General features: G+C 62.1%; 22 protein-coding genes. 20 read left to right on the plus strand and 2 right to left on the minus strand.

The features are described 5' to 3' along the window. Positions 1-222 precede the first annotated feature (222 nt). Positions 223-1065 (minus strand): NADPH-dependent 7-cyano-7-deazaguanine reductase QueF, encoded by an 843-nt coding sequence (queF, locus tag BM193_RS24290; RefSeq protein ID WP_092801921.1) that lies wholly within the window; start codon positions 1063-1065, stop codon positions 223-225. A gap of 119 nt (positions 1066-1184) precedes the next feature. Beyond that, a complete protein-coding gene (ilvA, locus tag BM193_RS24295) occupies positions 1185-2720 on the minus strand; it encodes a threonine ammonia-lyase, biosynthetic (protein WP_092801917.1) in 1536 nt (511 codons plus the stop codon). Positions 2721-2921: 201 nt separating this feature from the next. Here ilvA and BM193_RS24300 point away from each other — a divergent pair, with 201 nt between their 5' ends. From BM193_RS24300 to BM193_RS24395, 20 genes are all read left to right on the plus strand, one after another. Next, a complete protein-coding gene (locus BM193_RS24300; RefSeq protein WP_092801914.1) occupies positions 2922-3413 on the plus strand; it encodes a YqaA family protein in 492 nt (163 codons plus the stop codon). Positions 3414-3671: 258 nt separating this feature from the next. Then, positions 3672-7712, plus strand: coding sequence for a DUF3683 domain-containing protein (locus BM193_RS24305; RefSeq protein WP_092801911.1), 4041 nt, complete (start codon positions 3672-3674; stop codon positions 7710-7712). Continuing rightward, entirely contained in the window at positions 7712-8161 is a 450-nt protein-coding gene (locus BM193_RS24310) for an HIT family protein (protein ID WP_092801908.1), read from the plus strand. The genes BM193_RS24305 and BM193_RS24310 overlap by 1 nt, the downstream gene beginning before the upstream one ends. A 9-nt stretch (positions 8162-8170) precedes the next feature. Continuing rightward, complete coding sequence (locus tag BM193_RS24315) at positions 8171-8623, plus strand: gamma-butyrobetaine hydroxylase family protein (RefSeq protein ID WP_092801905.1); 453 nt, start codon at positions 8171-8173, stop codon at positions 8621-8623. A gap of 95 nt (positions 8624-8718) precedes the next feature. Next, on the plus strand, positions 8719-9063 hold the full coding sequence (locus tag BM193_RS24320) for a YciI family protein (protein WP_092801900.1): 345 nt from the start codon (positions 8719-8721) through the stop codon (positions 9061-9063). A 2-nt stretch (positions 9064-9065) separates the two neighbouring features. After that, positions 9066-10307, plus strand: coding sequence for an RNA polymerase sigma factor (locus BM193_RS24325; RefSeq protein ID WP_092801897.1), 1242 nt, complete (start codon positions 9066-9068; stop codon positions 10305-10307). 29 nt (positions 10308-10336) lie between these two features. Continuing rightward, positions 10337-11071, plus strand: coding sequence for a bifunctional demethylmenaquinone methyltransferase/2-methoxy-6-polyprenyl-1,4-benzoquinol methylase UbiE (gene ubiE, locus BM193_RS24330; protein WP_034753359.1), 735 nt, complete (start codon positions 10337-10339; stop codon positions 11069-11071). Positions 11072-11105: 34 nt separating this feature from the next. Continuing rightward, positions 11106-12065: a Tim44 domain-containing protein gene (locus BM193_RS24335; protein ID WP_092801894.1), complete on the plus strand. Its 960-nt coding sequence runs from the start codon at positions 11106-11108 to the stop codon at positions 12063-12065. Positions 12066-12217: 152 nt separating this feature from the next. After that, positions 12218-12856, plus strand: a complete 639-nt coding sequence (locus BM193_RS24340; RefSeq protein WP_254786399.1) for a ubiquinone biosynthesis accessory factor UbiJ — start codon at positions 12218-12220, stop codon at positions 12854-12856. After that, a complete protein-coding gene (ubiB, locus tag BM193_RS24345) occupies positions 12853-14424 on the plus strand; it encodes a ubiquinone biosynthesis regulatory protein kinase UbiB (protein WP_092801887.1) in 1572 nt (523 codons plus the stop codon). The genes BM193_RS24340 and ubiB overlap by 4 nt, the downstream gene beginning before the upstream one ends. Positions 14425-14443: 19 nt before the next feature. Further along, the gene (locus BM193_RS24350) at positions 14444-15046 is read left to right on the plus strand and encodes a methyltransferase (protein WP_092801884.1); all 603 of its coding nucleotides are present in this window, start codon (positions 14444-14446) and stop codon (positions 15044-15046) included. A gap of 90 nt (positions 15047-15136) precedes the next feature. Continuing rightward, the gene (locus BM193_RS24355; protein WP_092801881.1) at positions 15137-15454 is read left to right on the plus strand and encodes an FmdB family zinc ribbon protein; all 318 of its coding nucleotides are present in this window, start codon (positions 15137-15139) and stop codon (positions 15452-15454) included. Between the two features lie 38 nt (positions 15455-15492). Further along, on the plus strand, positions 15493-16128 hold the full coding sequence (locus BM193_RS24360) for a DUF502 domain-containing protein (protein WP_092801878.1): 636 nt from the start codon (positions 15493-15495) through the stop codon (positions 16126-16128). A gap of 68 nt (positions 16129-16196) precedes the next feature. After that, positions 16197-17993, plus strand: coding sequence for an aspartate--tRNA ligase (gene aspS / locus BM193_RS24365; RefSeq protein WP_092801875.1), 1797 nt, complete (start codon positions 16197-16199; stop codon positions 17991-17993). Positions 17994-18077: 84 nt separating this feature from the next. Continuing rightward, entirely contained in the window at positions 18078-18542 is a 465-nt protein-coding gene (gene nudB / locus BM193_RS24370; RefSeq protein WP_092801872.1) for a dihydroneopterin triphosphate diphosphatase, read from the plus strand. 21 nt (positions 18543-18563) lie between these two features. Continuing rightward, a complete protein-coding gene (locus BM193_RS24375; protein WP_092801869.1) occupies positions 18564-18857 on the plus strand; it encodes a hypothetical protein in 294 nt (97 codons plus the stop codon). Between the two features lie 93 nt (positions 18858-18950). Then, positions 18951-19772, plus strand: coding sequence for an endonuclease/exonuclease/phosphatase family protein (locus BM193_RS24380; protein ID WP_092801866.1), 822 nt, complete (start codon positions 18951-18953; stop codon positions 19770-19772). A 9-nt stretch (positions 19773-19781) separates the two neighbouring features. Beyond that, entirely contained in the window at positions 19782-20945 is a 1164-nt protein-coding gene (clsB, locus tag BM193_RS24385) for a cardiolipin synthase ClsB (protein WP_092801863.1), read from the plus strand. After that, positions 20942-21331 (plus strand): RNA-binding S4 domain-containing protein, encoded by a 390-nt coding sequence (locus tag BM193_RS24390; protein WP_092801860.1) that lies wholly within the window; start codon positions 20942-20944, stop codon positions 21329-21331. The genes clsB and BM193_RS24390 overlap by 4 nt, the downstream gene beginning before the upstream one ends. 258 nt (positions 21332-21589) lie before the next feature. Further along, positions 21590-22198 (plus strand): TetR/AcrR family transcriptional regulator, encoded by a 609-nt coding sequence (locus BM193_RS24395; RefSeq protein WP_092801857.1) that lies wholly within the window; start codon positions 21590-21592, stop codon positions 22196-22198. The last annotated feature ends 79 nt before the right edge of the window (positions 22199-22277 follow it).

Below are 22277 nucleotides of genomic sequence, written 5' to 3' on the forward strand. Positions count from 1 at the left end.
CCCTTGCTGCCTTCATTTTAACAAAAAAATAACATCAGGTCATATTGGCTATTTCTTGATTAAAAACGCCAGACATTCCGCTTTTTCCGTCGCCGAACGCCGATTTTCCGACTTTTCCGTGTTTTTCTGATGCCGCACAGCAGGCCGGCAACGTTGTTTTAAAACACAGCCAACATTCCTGCTGGCATCGTCTCGGTGCACCGCCCGCCGTTGCTGTTGCGCCTACTGGCGCGCGTTGCGCAGATTGCCGGGCATCGCGCCCGTGCTGTAATTGCTGCGCCACGGATTGATGTCGAGGCCGCCGCGGCGCGTATAGCGCGCATACACGGACAGCTTTTGCGGTTTGCACTGGCGCAAGATATCGACAAAGATGCGCTCGACGCACTGCTCGTGGAATTCATTGTGCTCGCGGAAACCGATCAGGTAGCGCAGCAAGCTTTCCTGGTCGATCTGCGGTCCCGCATACGCGATCTGCACGCTGCCCCAGTCCGGCTGTCCCGTCACCAGGCAATTCGATTTGAGCAAATGCGAGATGAGTGTTTCTTCCACCGGCGCTTCGTCCAATGCCGCTTTCAACAGCAGCGGCGAGGGCGTGTATTGCGTGATTTCCAGGTCCAGGCGATCGAGCAGCACGCCGTCGAATTCGCCCATTTTCAGCTTGCCGAAATCTTCCTGCAAGGTCAGTTCCACTTGCACGGGGGCGCCAAAACCGTTCGACAAATCCTGCTTGAGCAAGGTCAACAGCGCTTCCGGGCTGTCCAGTTTGGTCTGGTTGAACGAGTTCAGGTACAGCTTGAACGATTTCGATTCGATGATGTTGGGCGAGTCGGCCGGGGCGCTGACCTTGGCGATGGCCACCTGCGGCTTGCCGCGCTGGTTCAGCCACGACAGTTCATAGGCATTCCAGATATCGAGGCCAAAGAAGGGCAGCGTGCCGTGCAATGCCAGCTCGTCGCGCTTGCCCTGGCGCGGAATGGGAAACAGCAATTCCGGCGCGTAATCGGTACGGTAGGCGGAGCTTTTGCCCAGCGGGGATTGTTCGGCGAGGTCGTTGGTGGTGGTCATGGTGGCGTGGCTACAAATTCTGTGAAGGGTGAATGGTAGCTTATTTCAACCCAAGGGCAAGGACCGGGGTCAGACCCGACGGATCTGCCCCCAGCATTGCAGTAGGGTTACTTGCCAATTTAACCCAAGAACAGCTTGTACACGGGATTGCTGCTCTCATCCCAGTAACGGTAGCCGAGGGTATCGAGGAAGCGGGCGAATTCGCCCATTTCATCGGGCGGCACTTGCAGGCCGATCAGGATGCGGCCCACGTCGCCGCCCTGGCTGCGGTAATGGCACAGGGAAATATTCCAGTTCGGCGCCATGCTGTCGAGAAAGCGCATCAGGGCACCGGGGCGTTCGGGGAATTCGAAGCGGTACAGCAGCTCGTCCTGCGCCAGCCGGCTCTTGCCGCCCACCAGGTGGCGGATGTGCGACTTGGCCAGTTCGTCATGCGTCAGGTCCAGCGTCCTGAACTCGTGTTCCTCGAAGGTCTTCGCCAGGACGCTCGATTCATGCCGGTCAGCGATCTGGATGCCGACAAACACGTGCGCCTCCTTCTCGTCGCTGATGCGGTAATTAAATTCCGTCACGTTGCGCGCGCCGATGAGCGAGCAGAAGCGTTTAAAACTGCCCCGTTGTTCGCGCATGGTGACGGCGAACACGGCTTCGCGGAATTCGCCCAGTTCGGCCCGTTCCGCCACAAAACGCAGGCGGTCGAAATTCATGTTCGCGCCGCTGGCGATGGTGATCAGGGTTTCATGGTTGACGGGGTGCTTCGACAGGCTGGCCCGCTCCACGTAGGCCTTGGCGCCGGCCACGGCCAGCGCGCCGGACGGTTCCAGAATGGAGCGCGTATCCGTAAATACATCCTTGATGGCGGCGCAGATGGCGTCCGTGTCGACGGTGATGATTTCATCGACATACGCCTGCACCAGGCGGAAGGTTTCCTCGCCGGCCAGGCGCACGGCCGTGCCGTCGGCGAACAGGCCCACGTCGTTCAGGGTGACGCGCTCGCCCGCCTTCAGCGAGCGGGCCATGGCGTTCGAGTCGACGCTTTGCACGCCGATGATCTTGATGTCGGGGCGAATCTGTTTCACATACGCGGCAATGCCGGCGATCAAGCCGCCGCCGCCGATGGGGGCGAAGATGGCGTGGATGGGGCCGGCATGCTGGCGCAGGATTTCCATGCCGATCGTGCCCTGGCCGGCGATCACGTCGGGATCGTCGAACGGGTGCACGAAGGTCAGCTTCTGTTCCTTTTCCAGGGTCAGCGCGTGGTTGTAGGCATCCGTGTACGACTCGCCGTGCAGCACCACTTCCACGTTCACGCCGCCGCGTCCCTTGACCGCCTCGACCTTCACCAGCGGCGTGGTGGTGGGCATGACGATGACGGCGCGGCAACCCATGCGGGCGGCCGACAGGGCCACGCCCTGGGCATGGTTGCCGGCCGAGGCGCAAATCACGCCGCGCTTGCGTTCCGCTTCGCTGAGCTTGGACATCTTGTTGTAGGCGCCACGAATCTTGAAGCTGAACACGCTTTGCATGTCTTCGCGCTTGAAGTAAATCTGGTTGTTCAGGCGCTGCGACAGGGCAGGGGCCAGTTCCAGCGGCGTTTCGGAGGCAACGTCATAGACGCGGGCGGTCAGGATTTTCTTGAGGTAGTCGATGTTCATAGTCTGCAAGCAAGTGATTCTGGGCCAGAAAGGCTCTGGAGCGTGTCGGTCGATATCGGCTGCGCCGCGGCGGATAGCCAGGCGACAATAATGCTCTATGGAACTGCGGGTTGGTGTGCCCTTGCCGGCAGGCGCGGTTTGTGCGGCGCCCAGTCTGCTCTTCATTATAATGGAGAGCCTTACCGCATCGCGAAGTGTTCAATGATCGAATCCGCAATCGCCTGGTTGCTGCAATTGATTGCAGCACCGGAAGTCGGGCTGACCTCGGTCTTTCTGATCAGCTTTATTTCCGCCACCTTGTTGCCGCTGGGCTCGGAGCCGGCCGTCTTTGCCGTCATCAAGGCCAATCCCGCGCTGTTCTGGTCCGTCATCGCTGTCGCCACCCTGGGCAATACCCTGGGCGGCGTGGTCGACTACTGGCTTGGCTACCGCGCCAAGCAGGCGTTCGCCAAGGAGCGCGACACGCGCTGGTTCCGCTGGCTGGCCCGCTATGGCGCCAAGACCATGCTGCTGGCCTGGCTGCCTGTCGTCGGCGATCCCCTGTGCACCCTGGCCGGCTGGCTCAAGCTGCCGTTCTGGCCCAGCGTGGCCTACATGGCCGTGGGCAAGTGCGCGCGCTATCTCACCATGACGGCCCTGCTGCTATACGTGCCCGATGGTTTCTGGCACTGGGTCGGCCAGCTGCTGGCCTGAATGGGGCCGTCTGCAACGCCCATTTGCCCCCTTTTGGGGCAGGCTGATAGTTTGTGGCTGAGTCCGATTCTTGGCATTTTTGCGCGAAAAAAACGGGCGGGCTGATTTTTTATTCATGGAAAATGTGGCTTGACCATATTTGCTATGGTGGCGTCGAGCCCGCTTAAACCTTGGGCCGCATAAGGCTGTTCCCGCATGGTGCGGCGCAATAAGATAAAATGGGTCTTTAGGGTCCAGTCCACATCGTCACCACACTCCATGAACGCTCCCGCACATATCCAAGCTTTACTGGCAGAAACGCCGAATGGTCCCGCAGCAAGCCGCCTGCGCGAAATCCCGTATAACTACACGTCGTTTTCCGATCGCGAGATCGTCATACGCCTGTTGGGAGAGGACTCCTGGCGCCTGCTCGACGAGCTGCGCGGCGCCCGCCAGACGGGCCGTTCTGCCCGCATGCTGTACGAGGTGCTGGGCGACATCTGGGTCGTGCGCCGCAACCCGTATCTGCAGGATGACTTGCTCGACAATCCGAAGCGCCGCCAGGGCTTGATCGATGCCTTGCATCACCGCCTGGCCGAAGTCGACAAGCGCCGCCTGACCATCGATGCGGCCGGCGGCGACGCGCTGGCTGCCGGCGAAACGCCGGAGGTGGCGCAGGCGCGCAGCCATAACGTGGAACTGCTGTTGAAGGCCGCCAGCAAGGCCGTGGCCGACTTTGGCGACGAATTCCGCAAGACCTATGATTTGCGCAAGCGCACGGTCAAGGTGCTGGGCCGCTACACGGAAAAGCACAATGTGCGCTTCGATGGCATGACGCGCGTCTCGCACGTGACGGACGCCACCGACTGGCGCGTGGAATACCCGTTCGTCGTGCTCACGCCCGACACGGAAGAGGAAATGGCCGGCCTGGTGAAAGGCTGCATCGAGCTGGGACTGACCATCATCCCGCGCGGCGGCGGCACCGGCTACACGGGCGGCGCGATTCCTTTGACGCCGATGTCGGCCGTCATCAACACGGAAAAACTCATCACCCTGGGCGCCGTGGAAATGCAGGTCTTGCCGGGCCTCACGCACGAGTACGCGACCATCCATTCGGGCGCCGGCGTGATCACGAACAAGGTCTCGGAAGCGGCGGAAAAAGCCGGTTTCGTCTTCGCCGTCGACCCGACGTCGGCGCACGCCTCTTGCATCGGCGGCAACGTCGCCATGAATGCGGGCGGCAAGAAAGCCGTGCTGTGGGGCACGGCGCTGGATAATCTGGCGTCGTGGCGCATGGTCGATCCGAACGGCGACTGGCTCGACGTCACGCGCCTCGACCATAACCTGGGCAAGATCCACGATATCGCGCTGGCACGTTTCCAGCTGGAATGGCGCCACCCGAGCACGCGCGACGCGACAAAACCGAACGCGCCGTTCAAGACGGAAATCCTGGAAATTCCTGGCCGCAAGTTCCGCAAGGAAGGCCTGGGCAAGGACGTGACGGACAAATTCCTCGCCGGCTTGCCGGGCATTCAGAAAGAAGGCTGCGACGGCCTGATCACGTCGGCGCGCTGGATCCTGCACAAGATGCCGAAGTTCGCCCGCACCGTCTGCCTGGAATTCTTTGGCCAGGCGCGCGACGCGATTCCGTCGATCGTGGAAATCAAGGATTACCTCGACGGCTTGCCGGCGAAAGGCGAGCAATACACGACCCTGCGCCTGGCGGGCCTGGAGCATCTGGACGAGCGCTACCTGCGCGCCGTCGGCTACGCCACCAAGTCGAAACGGGGCGTGCTGCCGAAGATGGCCCTGTTTGGCGACATCGTCGGCGACGATGAAAATGCCGTCGCGCAAGCGGCGTCCGAGGTCGTGCGCATCGCCAACACCCGCGTGGGCGAAGGCTTTGTCGCCGTCAGCCCGGAAGCGCGCAAGAAATTCTGGCTCGACCGTGCCCGCACGGCGGCCATCGCCAAGCACACGAATGCCTTCAAGATCAATGAAGACGTCGTCATTCCCCTGGACCGCATGGGCGAATACACGGATGGCATCGAGCGCATCAATATCGAGCTGTCGATCAAGAATAAACTGCAGCTGGCCGAGGCCTTGAGCGAGTTCTTCGGCAAGGGTAATTTGCCGATCGGCAAGAGCGACGACGCGTCGGACGACCGGGTCGACGACGCTGAAATGCTGGGCGACCGCGCTGAGCAGGCGCAGCAGTTGCTGGCGCAAGTGACGGCACGCTGGACCTATCTGCTGGCCCAGCTGGACCGTCCGCTGGCGGACGCCAAGCAGGAGCTGGCGGAACTGGGCATGGAACGCTTGCTGCCCGTGTTCGATGCGCGCCTGGAAACGCAGCCGAACGCCACCCTGTTCGACGTGGTGCAGGACCGCACCGTGCGCATCACGTGGAAGCAGGAAATCCGCGCCCAGCTGCGCCAGATCTTCAATGGCGCCGCCTTCAAACTGATCCTCAACGAGGCCACGGCCATTCACGCGCGCATTTTGCGTAGCCGCGTGTTTGTCGCGCTGCACATGCATGCGGGCGATGGCAACGTGCACACCAACTTGCCCGTCAACTCGGACAATTACGAAATGCTGCAGGACGCCCACGAAGCCGTGGGCCGCATCATGATCCTGGCCCGCTCGCTGAATGGCGTCATTTCCGGCGAGCACGGTATCGGCATCACCAAGCTGGAATTTTTGACGGAAGAAGAGATCGGCGACTTCCGCAGCTACAAGCAGCGCATCGATCCGGAAGGCCGTTTCAATAAGGGAAAACTGCTGAACCTGCCGGGCATGGGCGCCGACTTGCGCAATGCCTACACGCCATCGTTCGGCCTGATGGGGCACGAGTCCCTGATCATGCAGCAAAGCGATATCGGCGCCATCGCCGACAGCGTCAAGGATTGCTTGCGTTGCGGCAAATGCAAACCCGTGTGCTCGACCCACGTGCCGCGCGCCAACCTGCTGTATTCGCCACGCGACAAGATCTTGGCGACCTCGTCGCTGATCGAAGCGTTCCTGTACGAGGAACAGACGCGCCGCGGTATTTCCATCAAGCATTGGGAAGAGTTCGAGGACGTGGCCGACCACTGTACCGTCTGCCATAAATGCGTCACGCCTTGCCCCGTGAATATCGACTTCGGCGATGTGTCGATGAACATGCGCAACCTGCTGCGCAAGATGGACAAGAAGAGCTTTAATCCGGGCACCAAGGCGACGATGATGTTCCTCAACGCCACCGATCCCGTGACCATCAACGCCACGCGCCAGGTCATGATCGGCTGGGGTTACAAGGCGCAGCGCCTGGGTCACGACTTGCTGAAGAAATTTGCCAAGAAGCAGACCAAGGCGCCACCGCCATCGACGGGCAAGCCGCCCGTCAAGGCGCAGGTGATCCATTTTATTAACAAGAAGATGCCGGGCAACCTGCCGAAGAAATCCGCGCGCGCGCTGCTCGACATCGAAGACGATAAAGTCATTCCGATCATCCGCAATCCGAAGACGACGACGGCCGATACGGAAGCCGTGTTCTACTTCCCCGGCTGCGGTTCGGAACGGCTGTTCTCGCAAGTGGGCCTGGCGACGCAGGCGATGCTGTGGGAAGTGGGCGTGCAGACGGTCTTGCCACCGGGCTACCTGTGCTGCGGTTATCCGCAGCGGGGCGCGGGCGAGTTCGACAAGGCCGAGAAGATGATGACGGATAACCGCGTCCTGTTCCACCGCATGGCCAACACGCTCAATTACCTGGACATCAAGACGGTGCTGGTCTCGTGCGGCACCTGCTACGACCAGCTGGCCACCTACCAGTTCGAGAAGATTTTCCCCGGCTGCCGCATCATGGATATCCACGAGTATTTGCTGGAGAAAAACGTCAAGCTGGAAGGCGTCAACGGCACGCGCTATATGTACCACGAGCCATGCCACAATCCGATGAAGCTGCAGGAATCGGGCAAGACCATCAATTCCCTGATCAGCACGGTGGATAACGTGAAGATCGAGAAGAATGACCGTTGCTGCGGCGAATCGGGTTCCCTGGCCGTCACGCGTCCCGACATTTCCACGCAGGTGCGTTTCCGCAAGGAAGAAGAGATGGTCAAGGGCGCCGACAAGCTGCGCGGCGACGGTTTTACCGGCGACGTCAAAATCCTCACCAGCTGCCCATCGTGCCTGCAGGGCCTCTCGCGCTACAATGATGATTCGGGCACGACGGCCGATTACATCGTCGTCGAGATCGCCAAACACTTGCTGGGAGAAAACTGGATGCCGGATTACGTGAAACGCGCCAATGACGGCGGCATCGAGCGGGTGCTCGTGTAATGTCCACGTCTTGCGATCTGTGCAACTTGCTGGACGGCTACGCCCACAAGCAGGGTCTGGAGACCTTGCTGTGGCGCAGCGACCGGCTGTCCGTGGTGGCCGTCGATGATGCCGCCTATCCCGGCTTTTGCCGCGTGATCTGGAACAAGCACGTCAAGGAAATGACGGATTTGACGCCAGGCGAGCGCAACTATGTCATGGAAGTGGTGTGGCAAGTCGAACTGGCCGTGCGCGAAGTGATGGCGCCGGAAAAGGTCAATGTGGCCAGTTTCGGCAACATGACGCCGCACGTGCACTGGCACGTGATTCCCCGCTACCGCGACGACGCGCATTTTCCCAACCCGAGCTGGGCCGTGGTGCAGCGCGAGACGGCGCCCGAGGTGCTGGCCGCGCGCCGCGCCCTGTTGCCGGCCTTGCGCGCCGCCATCATTCAACGTTTATCCGCATAAAGTATTGTCATGACCGAAAAAGCAGCAACACCCCAACCCACCGGCTTGACCGTGCACAACCAGTCGCGCGTGCTCGACGTGGCCTTCGACGATGGCAGCACATTTGCGCTGCCGTTCGAATACCTGCGCGTGTATTCGCCTTCGGCCGAAGTGCAGGGCCATGGCAAGGGCCAGGAAACCTTGCAGTTAGGCAAGCGCCTGGTCGGCATCACGGGCATCGAACCCGTCGGCAACTACGCCGTGCAGCCCACCTTCAGCGACGGCCACAACTCCGGCCTGTACACCTGGGCTTATCTGTACAAGCTGGGCGCGGAGCAAGCGACCCTGTGGCAGGATTACCTGGACCGCCTGGCGGCGGCCGGCTACCCCGGCGACAGCGGCCGCGACGCGAAGGCCGACATGACGGTCAAGCAGTCTTCCGGTGGCCACGTCCACGGACCCAGCTGCGGCCATCAGCATTAATTAAAAATAATGCGGTAATCTTGTCGGATTGCCGCATATCCATTCGTCGTATGAATGCCCGCGCTTGCGGGCATTTTTCTTTTGGAGAAGAGACCATGGAATACCTGATCCTGATCTACGCCGACGAGGCGCGCTACGAAGCCATGGAAGAGGGGCAGCTGGCCAGCCTGATGGCCGACTTCGCCAGCTACACGCAGGCGCTGGAAGCGGCCGGCGTCCTGCGCGGCGGGGCCGAGCTGGCGCCCGTGCGCAGCGCCACCTGCGTGCGCGTGCATAACGGCAAGCCCGTCATCACGGATGGGCCGTTCGCGGAAACCAAGGAGCAGCTGGGCGGCTATTATCTGCTGGACTGCGCCAACCTGGACGAGGCGCTGGCCTGGGCCGGGCGCTGTCCGGCGGCCTCCCTGGGCACCATCGAAGTGCGGCCCGTGACGGCGTGAGCATGGACGGCGACGCCATCGCGGCCGTCGAACATGTCTTTCGCCAGGAAAAGGGCAGGGTGCTGGCCGGCCTGATGCGGCGTTTCGGCGACCTGGGCCTGGCGGAAGACGTGCTGCAGGAAGCGTGCCGCAAGGCGCTGGAATGGTGGCCGCGCACGGGCATCCCCGATCATCCCGCCGCCTGGCTCAGTGCCGTGGCGCGCAACGCGGGCCTCGATCACGTGCGCCGGGCGGGCAGGAGCGTCAGCGATGCCGAGGCCGCGCTGTCGGGCCTGCCGGCTGCCGTGATGGAAGAAACGCAGCCCATCGAAGACGACCGTTTGCGCCTGCTGTTCATCTGTTGCCATCCCGCGCTGGCGCCCGAGGCGCAGGTGGCGCTGGCCTTGCGCACCCTGTGCGGCTTGTCCACGGTCGAGATCGCGTGCGCCTTTGGCGTGGCGGAAGCGGCCCTGTCGCAGCGCGTGCTGCGTGCCAAGCGCAAGATTGCGGAAGCCGGCATCCGCTTCGAGTTGCCCGCCAGGCAAGATTGGCCACAGCGCCTGGCGCAAGTGCAGCATGTCATCTATCTGGTGTTCAGCGAAGGCTATTGCGCCAGCGGCGGCGACAGCCTGCTGCGCGCCGACCTGTGCGCGGAGGCCTTGCGCCTGGCGCGGCTGCTCGACGGCTTGCTGCCGGACCAGCCGGAAGTGCAGGGGCTGCTCGCCCTGCTGCTGCTGCAGGCGTCGCGCGGCCCGGCCCGCTTGTCGCCCGAAGGCCAGTTGCTGACCCTGGAAGAGCAGGACCGCCGCCTGTGGCACGGCGAGCTGATCGCGGAAGGCCTGGGCGTGCTGCAGCAAGCCTTGGCTGCGCGGGCGCCGGGGCCATACCAGTTGCAAGCCGCCATTGCCGCTTTGCATGCCAAGGCGCCCACGGCCTGCCGGACGGACTGGCGCCAGGTTCACCTGCTGTATGGCGTTTTGCTGCGGCACAAGCCGGAACCGCTGGTCTTGCTCAATGCCGTGATCGCCTGCGCCATGGCGTTCGGCACCGAACACGGGCTGGCGTGGCTGGCGCGCCTGGAAGCGTTGCCCGGCCTGGCCAATTCGCATTATCTGCATGCGGCCCGGGCCGACTTGCTGCGCCGCCAGGGCGACCGGGCGGGGGCGCTGGCGGCGTATGCGCAAGCCGCGTCATTGGCGGCGAATGCGGTGGAACGGCAATACCTTCTCCGGCGTCACGGGGAAATGCGCCTGCCGCTTGTATAATGCATGCAAGTTCAAACAGACTGCCTACCATGACCAATACGACCCATTTCGGATACAAAACAGTTGCAGAAGACGACAAAGTGCGCGAAGTCGCCAAGGTGTTCCATTCCGTCGCTGCCAAATACGACGTGATGAACGACTTGATGTCGGGCGGGCTGCACCGTCTGTGGAAGACGTTTACGATTGCCAACGCGGGCGTGCGTCCCGGCTTCAAGGTGCTCGACATCGCCGGCGGCACGGGCGACCTGTCGAAGGCCTTTGCCAAGCAGGCGGGGCCGACGGGCGAAGTGTGGCTGACCGATATCAACGAGTCGATGCTGCGCGTGGGCCGCGACCGCCTCTTGAATCGCGGCCTGCTCACCCCCACCTTGTTGTGTGATGCGGAGAAACTGCCATTCCCCGATAACTATTTTGACCGTGTCAGCGTGGCCTTTGGCCTGCGCAACATGACGCACAAGGACGTGGCGCTGGCGGAAATGCGCCGCGTGCTGAAACCGGGCGGCAAGCTGCTGGTGCTGGAGTTTTCCAAGGTCGCCGCGCCGCTGCAAAAGCCGTACGACCTGTATTCGTTCTCGGTCTTGCCGTGGTTCGGCCAGAAAATCGCCGGCGATGCGGAAAGCTATCGTTATTTGGCAGAATCGATCCGCATGCACCCGGACCAGGAAACCTTGAAGACCATGATGGAAACGGCGGGCCTGGAGCGCGTGCAGTACTACAATTTGACGGCAGGCATTGCCGCTTTGCATACCGGCATCAAGATGTAACTCATTCACCACGCCGGTGATTTTAGGAGATGGAATGAAATTGAAAAAATTTATGGTTGGCATGATGCTGGCCGCGACCACGGTATCCATGCTGGGTGAGGCCTTGGCCCGTCCCATGGGCGGTGGCCGCTCGTTTGGCCGCCAGTCGCAAAACGTGGGTCGCCAGGCGCCAGCGCCGGCCCCCGCGCCAGCACCGGCTGCCACGCCACGCCAGGCACAACCTGCGCCGGCTCCCGCGCCAGCGCCCGCCGCCAAGGCACCGAGCCGCTGGAAGGGCTTGCTGGGCGGCGCACTGCTGGGCCTGGGCCTGGGCGCCTTGCTGTCGCATTTCGGCCTGGGCGGCGCCCTGGCTAGCATGATCAGCACCCTGCTGATGGTGGCCTTGCTGGCGGGTGTGGCCTTCTTCATCTACCGCATGGTGCGCGGCAAGCGCGCTGGCGATAACAGCGCCGGCAACGCGCCGTTCGCCGGTTTTGGCGGCAACCAGCCTGCGCCGGCCGGCAACGTGCCCGACATCGGCTCGCGCATCCCGCCGCTGCCGCCGCTGCAGCCCGTCTCGTCCGGCGTCGGCCTGGACAAGCCGGTCCCGGTCCCGGTACCGGCTGCCGCGCCATGGGGCGTGCCAGGCGATTTCGACAAGGAAGCCTTCCTGCGCCATGCAAAAAGCAACTTCATTCGCCTGCAAGCGGCCTGGGACAAGGCGGACGTCAACGACATCCGCGAATTCACCTCGCCGGAAGTGTATGCGGAACTGCGCATGCAGATCCAGGAGCGGGGCGCGCAGCCGGACTTTACGGACGTCGTCAGCATCGATGCCGAACTGCTCGGTATCGAAACGAACGTCAACGATTACCTGGCCAGCGTCAAGTTTACGGGCCTGATCCGTTCGGCGCCCGGTGCCGCGGCCGAGCCGTTCGCCGAAGTGTGGAATATGTCGAAACCCGTCAGCGGCAACAGCGGCTGGGTATTGGCAGGCATTCAACAGTTGGGTTAATGATAATTACTTCCTGAATGGCAGCTTAAGCCCACGGTCAATTCGTGGTGCATGAGGGAGTTTTCCTGCTGAACTGGTAAGATCGAAACCGCCCACGTTGTTTTACGGGCGGTTTTTTCTTTTTAGGGGCGCGCGCGACGCGCGGTATATAAATGGCACCACTTTCCGATCTCACCTTGATGACGCCCGTCATTGCGACCATCAATCACCTGCTGGCGCAGGAGCCGTGGGCGCGCCAGCAGTTGGCGTTGCACGCAGGTAAGCTGGCCTGTATCGACACGGGCGCCGTGGCCCTGCGCCTGCGCGTCGACAGCGCCGGCATGCTGGAAACGGCGCCGGCGGACATGCCGGCCAACGTGACCATCCGCGTCAAATTGTCCGATGTGCCGCTGATCCTGCAAAACCGCGAACGGGCGTTTTCCTACGTCAAGATCGAAGGCGATGCGGAGTTTGCCAATGCCATTTCGCAATTGAGCAAGGGCTTGCGCTGGGACGCGGAACACGACCTGGAAAAGGTATTGGGCCCCATCCTCGCCACGCGCCTGGCCGCGGGCGCCAGGGACGCGGCCGCCTTCGTGCGCACGGGCCAGCAAAAGCTGGCGGAAAACGTGGCCGAATATTTTCTCGACGAACAGCCCATGCTGATCCGTCCTTCCACCCTGCAAGAGTATTCCGCTGGCGTGACGCGCGTGCGCGATGACGTCGAACGCCTGGCCAAGCGCCTCGCCAGACTGGAAAAGGCGGCCGCCGCCCTCCAGCCGCTGCCCTCCTCACCGGATTTGTCTACATGATATTGAAATTCCTGCGCCTGTTTAAAATCATCCGTGTTTCCATCAAGTACGGTCTGGATGAGATAGCGATTTCTGGTCTGCAAGTTCCCCGCACCGCCAAGCTGATCGACACCCTGATTTTCTGGCGCGACCTGTCGTCGCCACGGGGCCTGCGCCTGCGCCTGGCGCTGGAAGAGCTGGGGCCGATCTTCGTCAAGTTCGGCCAGGTGCTGTCGACGCGCCGCGACCTGATGCCGCCCGATATCGCCGAAGAACTGGCGCGCCTGCAAGACAGGGTGCCGCCCTTCGATTCCGACCTGGCCATCGCGCAGATCACCAAATCGCTGGGGGCGCACCCGGACCAGCTGTTCGCCCGCTTCGAGCGCGAACCGGTGGCGTCCGCCTCGATTGCCCAGGTGCATTTTGCGACCTTGAAAGATGGCAAGGAAGTGGCCGTGAAGGTATTGCGTCCTGGCATGAAAAAGCTGATCGACGAAGACGTGGCGCTGATGCATATCGCCGCCGGCTGGATCAGCCGCCTGTGGGCCGACAGCAAGCGCCTCAAGCCGCGCGAAGTCGTGGGCGAGTTCGACAAATACCTGCACGACGAGCTGGACCTGATGCGCGAGGCGGCCAACGCGAGCCAGCTGCGCCGCAATTTCGCCAATTCGGATCTGCTGCTGGTGCCGGAAATGTACTGGGACTACTGTTCCAGCAGCGTCATCGTGATGGAGCGCATGGTCGGCATTCCCGTGTCGCAGATCGACCGCCTGGTGGCCGCTGGCGTGGACTTGCGCAAGCTGTCCAGCGATGGCGTGGAGATTTTCTTCACGCAAGTGTTCCGCGATGGCTTTTTCCATGCCGACATGCATCCGGGGAATATTCTCGTCTCCATCGCACCCGAATCGTTCGGCCGCTACATCGCGCTGGACTTCGGCATCGTCGGCACCCTGAACGACTACGACAAGGATTATCTGTCGCAAAACTTCCTCGCCTTCTTCCGCCGCGACTACAAGCGCGTGGCCGAGGCGCACATTGAATCGGGCTGGGCGCCGAAGGACACGCGCGTCGATGAGCTGGAAGCGGCCGTGCGCGCCTGCTGCGAGCCAATCTTCGACCGCCCGTTGAAGGATATTTCCTTTGGCCAAGTATTACTGCGCCTGTTCCAGACTTCGCGCCGCTTCAACGTGGAAGTGCAGCCGCAATTGGTGCTGCTGCAAAAGACCCTGCTCAATATCGAGGGCCTGGGGCGCCAGCTGGACCCGGAACTGGACTTGTGGCTGACGGCCAAGCCCTACCTGGAAAAATGGATGAGCAACCAGGTGGGGCCGCAAGGCTTCATGGAGCGCCTGCGCGCCGAGGCGCCCCGCTATGCGCACATCTTCCCGCAATTGCCGCGCTTGCTGCACCAGGCCTTGACGGTGCAGGGCGAGCCGCGCGACAACGATGTGGAACTGCTGAAAGTATTGCTGGCCGAGCAACGCCAGACGAATCGCCTGCTGAGCTTTATCGTGTATTTCGTGGGCGCCTTCGCGCTGGGCGCGCTGGGCTTGCAAGTATTCATGCGCTGGCATCAATTGCCGCTATAACTGCAACAGGACGTAAGTGATGGCTGACTTCCATACCCGCGATCCACGCTCGCCCGCCTTCTGGGATGAGCGTTTCGAGAAACAATTCACGCCCTGGGACCAGGGCGGCGTGCCGTCGCGCCTGCGCAGTTTTGTTGCCGGCAGCCCCGCGCCCTTGCGCTGCCTGATTCCCGGCTGTGGCTCCGCCCATGAACTGGTCTTCATGCTCGATCACGGTTGGGATGCCACGGCCATCGACTTTTCATCGGCTGCCGTGGCCGCGGCGCGGGCCCAGCTGGGTGAACGGGCAGGGCGCGTGGAAGAGGCAGATTTCTTTGCCTGGCAGCCCGCTGCGCCCCTGGACCTGATCTATGAACGGGCCTTTCTGTGCGCCATGCCGCGCGCCATGTGGCCGCAAGTGGCGGCCCGCTGGGCCCAGCTGCTGGCGCCGGGCGCCATGCTGGCCGGTTATTTTTTCTTTGACGACAACGCCAAGGGACCGCCGTTCGGCATTTCGCGTGAGCAATTGCTGGAATTGCTGGCGCCGCATTTCGACTGCCTGGCCGACGAGGCCGTCGACGATTCCATCGCCGTCTTCGCCGGCAGGGAGCGCTGGATGAGCTGGCGCCGCCGGGCGGACTGAGCCTGGAAGGGCGGCGGCCGGGCGATTTCTGCTGGGAACAAAGGAAAAGCTTTATAATTCAGGGTTTTTGATGATTTTCTCGGAGTAGAGATGCCGATTTACGCTTACCGTTGTGACGAGTGTGGTTTTGCCAAGGATGTCTTGCAAAAGATCTCCGATCCAGTACTGACGGTGTGCCTGTCGTGCGGCAAGCCCAGTTTCAAGAAGCAATTGACGGCCGCCGGTTTCCAATTGAAGGGCACCGGCTGGTACGCGACCGATTTCCGCGGCGGCACGGCGCCCACCACGGCCATTCCGACGGGGCCGGCCGATAACGCCAAGCCAGCTGTCGCTGCCGAGAGCGCACCTGCCGCACCTGCCGCGGCTGCTACGCCCGCGCCTGCCGCCGCTGCGCCGAAAGCGGACTGACACGCGCGCCGCGCCGATCCACTCCCACCGAGAAACTGATGCGTAAATACTTTATAACCGGATTGCTGATTCTAGTCCCGCTGGCCATCACCGTCTGGGTACTGAATCTGGTGATCGGCACCTTGGACCAGTCGCTGCTGCTGGTGCCGGAACGTTTCCGCCCGAACTCGCTGTTCGGCTTTGACATTCCCGGCCTGGGCACGATACTGACGATACTCATCGTCTTCCTGACGGGATTGTTGACGAATAACCTGGTCGGCAATTACGTGGTGAAACTGTGGGAAAAGTTGCTGCATCGCATACCCATCGTCAATTCCCTGTATTCGAGCGTCAAGCAAGTGTCGGATACCTTGTTTTCCTCGTCGGGCAATGCTTTCCGCAAGGCCGTGCTGGTGCCGTATCCGCACCAGAACTCCTGGACCATCGCTTTCCTGACCGGCGTGCCGGGCGGCGATGCGGCGAACCACCTGGTGGGCGATTACGTCAGCGTGTACGTGCCGACGACGCCGAATCCGACATCGGGCTTCTTCCTGATGATGAAGCGCAGCGATGTGGTCGAGCTGGACATGAGCGTCGATGCGGCGCTCAAGTACATCGTCTCGATGGGCGTGGTGGCGCCTGCGGAAGTTGTCGCTGTACCAGCCCCGGTCCCGGTACCGGCAGCCAAAGAATAAAGGCAGGCGTCCCGCGGGGACGCGGCCGGATTGAACACTCACTAACCTGAACTGAGAATTTTATGTCTATGCGTACTGAATATTGCGGCCTCGTCACCGAAGCCATGCTGGGACAAACCGTCAGCCTGTGCGGCTGGGTACACCGCCGCCGCGACCACGGCAGCCTGATTTTCATCGACTTGCGCGACCGTGAAGGCCTCGTGCAAATCGTCTGCAACCCGGAACAGGCGGAGATGTTCAAGGTCGCCGAAGCCGTGCGCAACGAATTCTGCCTGCGCGTGACGGGCGTCGTGACCAGCCGTATCGACGGCACCATCAACAACAACCTGAAGTCGGGCAAGATCGAAGTGGTCTGCGCGGAACTGGAAGTGCTGAACCCTTCCGTACCCGTGCCGTTCCAGCTGGACGACGACAACCTGTCGGAAACGACGCGTCTGACGCACCGCGTGCTGGACCTGCGCCGCCCGCAAATGCAGAACAACCTGCGCCTGCGCTACAAGGTAACGATGGAAGTGCGCAAGTACCTCGACAACCTGGGCTTCATCGACATCGAAACGCCGATGCTGACCAAGTCGACGCCGGAAGGCGCGCGCGATTACCTGGTGCCATCGCGCGTCAACGCGGGCAGCTTCTTTGCCTTGCCGCAATCGCCACAGCTGTTCAAGCAACTGTTGATGGTCGCTAACTTCGACCGTTACTACCAGATCACCAAGTGCTTCCGCGACGAAGACTTGCGCGCCGACCGCCAGCCGGAATTCACGCAGATCGACTGCGAAACCTCGTTCCTGACGGAACAGGAAATCCGCGACCTGTTTGAAGACATGATCCGCGTCGTCTTCAAGAACACCCTGAACATCGACCTGCCGAACCCGTTCCCCGTCATGGACTTCGCCGAAGCGATGGGCCTGTACGGTTCCGACAAGCCGGACATGCGCGTCAAGCTGGCCTTCACGGACCTGACCGAAGTCATGAAGTCGGTCGAGTTCAAGGTCTTCAACGGCGCCGCCAACATGCCGAACGGCCGCGTGGTGGCCTTGCGTATTCCAGGCGGCGGCAGCATGCCACGCTCGGAAATCGACGCCTACACCCAGTTCGTCGCCATTTACGGCGCCAAGGGCCTGGCCTACATCAAAGTCAACGAGAAAGCCAAGGGCCCTGACGGCTTGCAGTCGCCGATCGTCAAATTCCTGCCTGCCGACGTGCTGGCCACGATCCTCGAGCAGACGGGCGCGCAAGACGGCGACCTGATCTTCTTCGGCGCCGACAAGGCGAAAGTGGTCAACGACGCCATCGGCGCGCTGCGCGTGAAGATCGGCCACAGCGAATTCGGCAAGAAAGCCGGCCTGTTCGACGACGTGTGGAAGCCATTGTGGGTGGTCGACTTCCCGATGTTCGAACACGACGAAGAAGCGGACCGCTGGACGGCGACCCACCATCCCTTCACGGCACCGAAAGACGGCCATGAAGACATGCTGGAAACCAATCCGGGCGCCTGCATCGCCAAGGCCTACGACATGGTCCTGAACGGCTGGGAACTGGGCGGCGGTTCGATCCGTATCCACCGCGAAGAAGTGCAAAGCAAGGTCTTCCGCGCATTGAAGATCGATGCGGAAGAAGCGCAGCTGAAGTTCGGCTTCCTGCTCGACGCCCTGCAATACGGCGCGCCGCCGCATGGCGGCCTGGCATTCGGTCTGGACCGTATCGTGACCATGATGACGGGTTCCGAATCGATCCGCGACGTGATCGCCTTCCCGAAAACCCAGCGCGCGCAAGATTTGCTGACCCATGCGCCGTCGGAAGTGGACGAGAAGCAACTGCGCGAACTGCACATCCGTTTGCGCAGCGCCGAGCCTAAAGTAGTGTAATAAAGCATGCGGCTGCCCCGGTGGCCGCTGTTTGATCCACTATGCAAAAAAAGGCGCTGTCGTGGCGCCTTTTTCATTGTTGATATGACTCATAAAATCCCCGTTTCCGTGCTGGTCGTCATTCATACGGCTGACCTTCAGGTTTTGCTGATCGAGCGCGCGGGCCAGCCCGGCTTCTGGCAATCGGTGACCGGTTCCGTCGACGCCGTCGACGAGCCGCTGCTGCAGGCGGCCGCGCGCGAACTGTGCGAGGAAACCGGCATCGTCGCCGATGGCGAACGCATCGTGCTGCGCGACTGGAAGCTGGCGAACGAGTACGAGATCTACCCCATCTGGCGCCACCGCTATGCGCCCGGCGTGACGCGCAACACGGAACATGTGTTCAGCGTGCAAGTACCGCGCGACATCGCCATCACCCTGAGTCCGCGCGAACACCTGCAATACGCGTGGCTGCCGTACCTGGCGGCGGCCGACCAGTGTTTTTCCTCTTCCAACGCGGAAGCCGTGTTGCAATTGCCGGCCATGACAGGCCTGGCGCGTCCTGCTTGATCACTGATAAGAAAGCCTTCCATGTTGAACTGGTTACATTTGACCACGCAGCAAAAACTGCTGGGCACCCTGGGCATCGTTTTCTGCCTGTGCTTTATTTTCCTGCTGTTTAGCTCCACCGTGCCCGGCCGCACGCCGCCCATCGGCATGCCGCTGATGGCCATCGGCTGGCTGCTGCATCCGGGCGCGTTTGCCCCGGGCAAGCGCACGGTGGCCTGGCGCGGCGCGCCGTTGCTGGTCAAGATCGTCTGGGCGGCCGGCATCACGGCCCTGATCGTCAGCGTGACGGCGGGCGTGGGCCGCATGCTGGCCTGATTGCGCTGGCCGCCTGCGCAATTGTCACGATTAGGTGCGCACGCGCACCTACGCTGGCGCCGCGCGGGGGCCGTCTGGGAGTAGAATCAATGCATGAAAATCCGCGTAGCAACTTATAATATACACAAGGGCGTCTCCTCCGTGCGGGGCCTGCCCAGGGTCCATGCATTGAAGCAGGCGATCGCTCTCTTCCATGCTGATGTTGTTTTTTTGCAAGAGGTGCAGGGCAAGCACGACCGCAATGCGGCCCGCTATGGCGCCGAGAAAAACGGCCACAAGCATTGGCCGGAGGCGTCGCAGCATGAATTCTTTGCCGGCGCCGAACACCATTCCGCCTATGGCATGAATGCCGTGTATGACCATGGCCACCATGGCAATGCCTTGCTCAGCAAGTTTCCCATCGCCTCGCAAACCAACCACGACGTGTCCGACCATGCCTATGAGCAGCGCGGCATCCTGCATTGCGTGCTCAAGACGCCGCAGGCCGACGTGCATTGCTACGTTGTCCATCTGGGCCTGTTCGAATCGGGGCGGGGACGCCAGACGCAGGCGCTGATCGATGCCGTGATGGAATCGGCGCCGAACGGCGAACCCGTCATCATCGCGGGCGACTTCAACGACTGGCGCAACACGCTCAGCGACAAGCTGCGCAATGCGCTCGGCGTGGTGGAAGTGTTCGACCAGCGCGCGTCGAACTCGGCCCTGGGCGACCTCGTGCGCACCCTGGCGCGGCGCGAGACGAAAACGCCGACACCCGTGCCGGCGCGCACCTTTCCCGCCGCCTTGCCGTGGTTCCGCCTGGACCGCATCTATGTGCGCGGTTTCCACGTGGAAGGCGCGCAAGTGATGCATGGCACCCTGTGGGCGAAACTGTCGGACCACGCGCCGATAGTTGCTGCTTTGAAACTCGCGTAGACTGCCGGCATGCGCACCGTCAATTTTATCGCCCACAACGACATCCAGCTGCTGTATTGCGGCACCGATTACTTTCCTGCCCTGATTGCGGCCATCGACGGCGCGCGCTCGGAAGTGTATTTCGAGACGTATATCTTTGCCGACGACGCCACGGGCACCCTGGTGCTCGACGCCCTGAAGCGGGCGGCCGCGCGCGGCGTGCTCGTGTGCATGATCACGGACTGGTTCGGCACGGGCAACCGCCGCGTCAACGCCATGCATGCGCAGCTGGAAGCGGCCGGCGTGCATCACCGCATCTTCAATCCCTGGTTCCGGCGCGGCATCACGCGCACGCACCGCAAGATCTGTGTGGCCGATGGCGAGATCGCCCTGGTGGGCGGCATCAACATCAATGACGACATGTTTTGCGACTACGACCACAACATCAGCCTGGAAGCGCCGCGCTGGGATTTCGCCGTGCAGGTGAAGGGCCCGCTGGTGGACGCCATCCACGAAGAGGTGCAGGCGCAGTGGGCGCGCCTGGGCAAGATGAATCTGGTGCGGCGTATCAAGCTGTACCGCAAGATGCGCGTCGTCAGCAAGGAGCTGGCAAAGAACCCCGTGGTGGCCGGTTTTGTCGTGCGCGACAACCTGCGCAACCGCCGCACCATCCAGCGCGCCTACCTGCAGGCGCTGGGCCAGGCGCGGAAAAGCGTGATGCTGGCCAATCCGTATTTCGCGCCCGGGCACAAGCTGCGCCGCGCCCTGGCCCAGGCGGCCCAGCGGGGCGTCGACGTGGTCTTGCTGATCGGCGTGGGCGAATTCCGCATGCAGGATGCCGTGGCGCACTCGTTTTACCCGAAACTGCTGGCCGCTGGCGTGAAAATCGTCGAATACCGCAAGACGCAGCTGCACGCCAAGGTGGCTGTCGTCGATGATGACTGGGCGACGGTGGGGTCGAGCAATATCGATGCGCTGAGCCTGTTCCTGAACCAGGAAGCGAACGTGGTGATCAAGGACGTGGCCTTCGCGCAAAGCCTGCGCCAGCACATCGAGCAGGGCGTGGCCGACGGCATCGTCATTCACCAGGATGATTTCAAGCACATCGGCCGTTTCCGGCGCATCGGCTACGAAGCCGCCTTCCTCGTGTACCGGCTGGTGATGCGCATTTTTTCAGTAGGCAAGTACGCATGAACGAGATGACAACGGTCCGGCTGGACAAATGGCTGTGGGCGGCGCGCTTCTTCAAGACGCGCTCGCTGGCCAGCGAAGCCGTCGACACGGGCAAGGTCAAAGTGGGCGGCGAGCGCGTCAAGCCGGCGCGCAGCCTGCGCGTGGGCGACGAACTGGCCATCGACAATGGCGCGGAGACGTGGGAAGTGGCCGTGCTGGGCTTGTCCGACAAGCGCGGCGCGGCGCCGGTGGCGCGCCTGCTGTATGCGGAAACGCCGGCCAGCATCGCCCGCCGCGAACAGCTGGCCGAGGAGCGCAAGCTGTTCCGCGAGCCGGGCAGCACCATCAAGGGGCGGCCGACCAAGCGCGACCGCCGTCAATTGAGCAAGGCAGGCGGCCTCGACTGAGGTAGGCCTATTGCTGTAAGGCAAGGGCGCACGACGCCTTTGCTCTTCAGAAATCGACACAAACACGCAGCCAAAGAATGCTGCGCTGCACCAATAGAACACCGGCTCTAAAGTTCCCGTTTGACTTTTACGTGGTAGTGGATAATAGTACGAGCGTTCGGATTTTTTCGAGGCGTGCTTTTTTTACCCCTCGCTTCAGTCCGCCAGATCGGCAACATCACTTTGAGAACGGACCTCTTGAATACTTCAGTCAAATTCATGCGCAAGGGCGAACTGACCCGTGCAGCCATCCTCGACGTGGCGCTGGACCTGTCCAGCCGCGACGGCCTGGAAGGCCTGACCATTGGGCTGCTTGCGGACAAAATGAACATGAGCAAGTCGGGCGTGTTTGCCCACTTCGGCTCGCGCGAGGACTTGCAGATGGAAGTGCTCAAGCTCTACCACTATCGTTTTGAGCAAGAAGTCTTTTTCCCCAGCATGAAGGAGCCACGCGGCATCGCCCGCCTGCAATCGATGTTTGCGCGCTGGGTCAAGCGGGTCAGCGTGGAAATCGCTTCCGGCTGCATCTATATCAGCGGCGCCGTCGAATACGACGACCGTCCGGGCCCCATCCGTGAGGCCCTGGTGGCCATGGTGCGGGCCTGGCAGGGCGCGCTGCTGCGCTGTGTCGAGCAATCGATCGCCACGGGCGACCTGAAAGCGGACACGGACGCCCAGCAGCTGGTGTACGAGATGTATGGCCTGATCCTGGCCCTGCATCACGATGCGCGCTTCCTGCGCGTGCCGGGCAGCATCGAACGGGCGCAGGCGGGCTTTGTGCGCCTGCTGGCGTCGTACCAGAATCCGGCCGCAGTCAGCAAGGAATAAGCAGTCCAGGAATTATCCGCAGCAACGAACAAGCAGTTCACAAGTAAAACACTTTAGCTAAACGCCTTCAGGAGAAAAT

Source organism: Janthinobacterium sp. 344, assembly GCF_900112025.1.
Classification (GTDB): domain Bacteria; phylum Pseudomonadota; class Gammaproteobacteria; order Burkholderiales; family Burkholderiaceae_D; genus Janthinobacterium.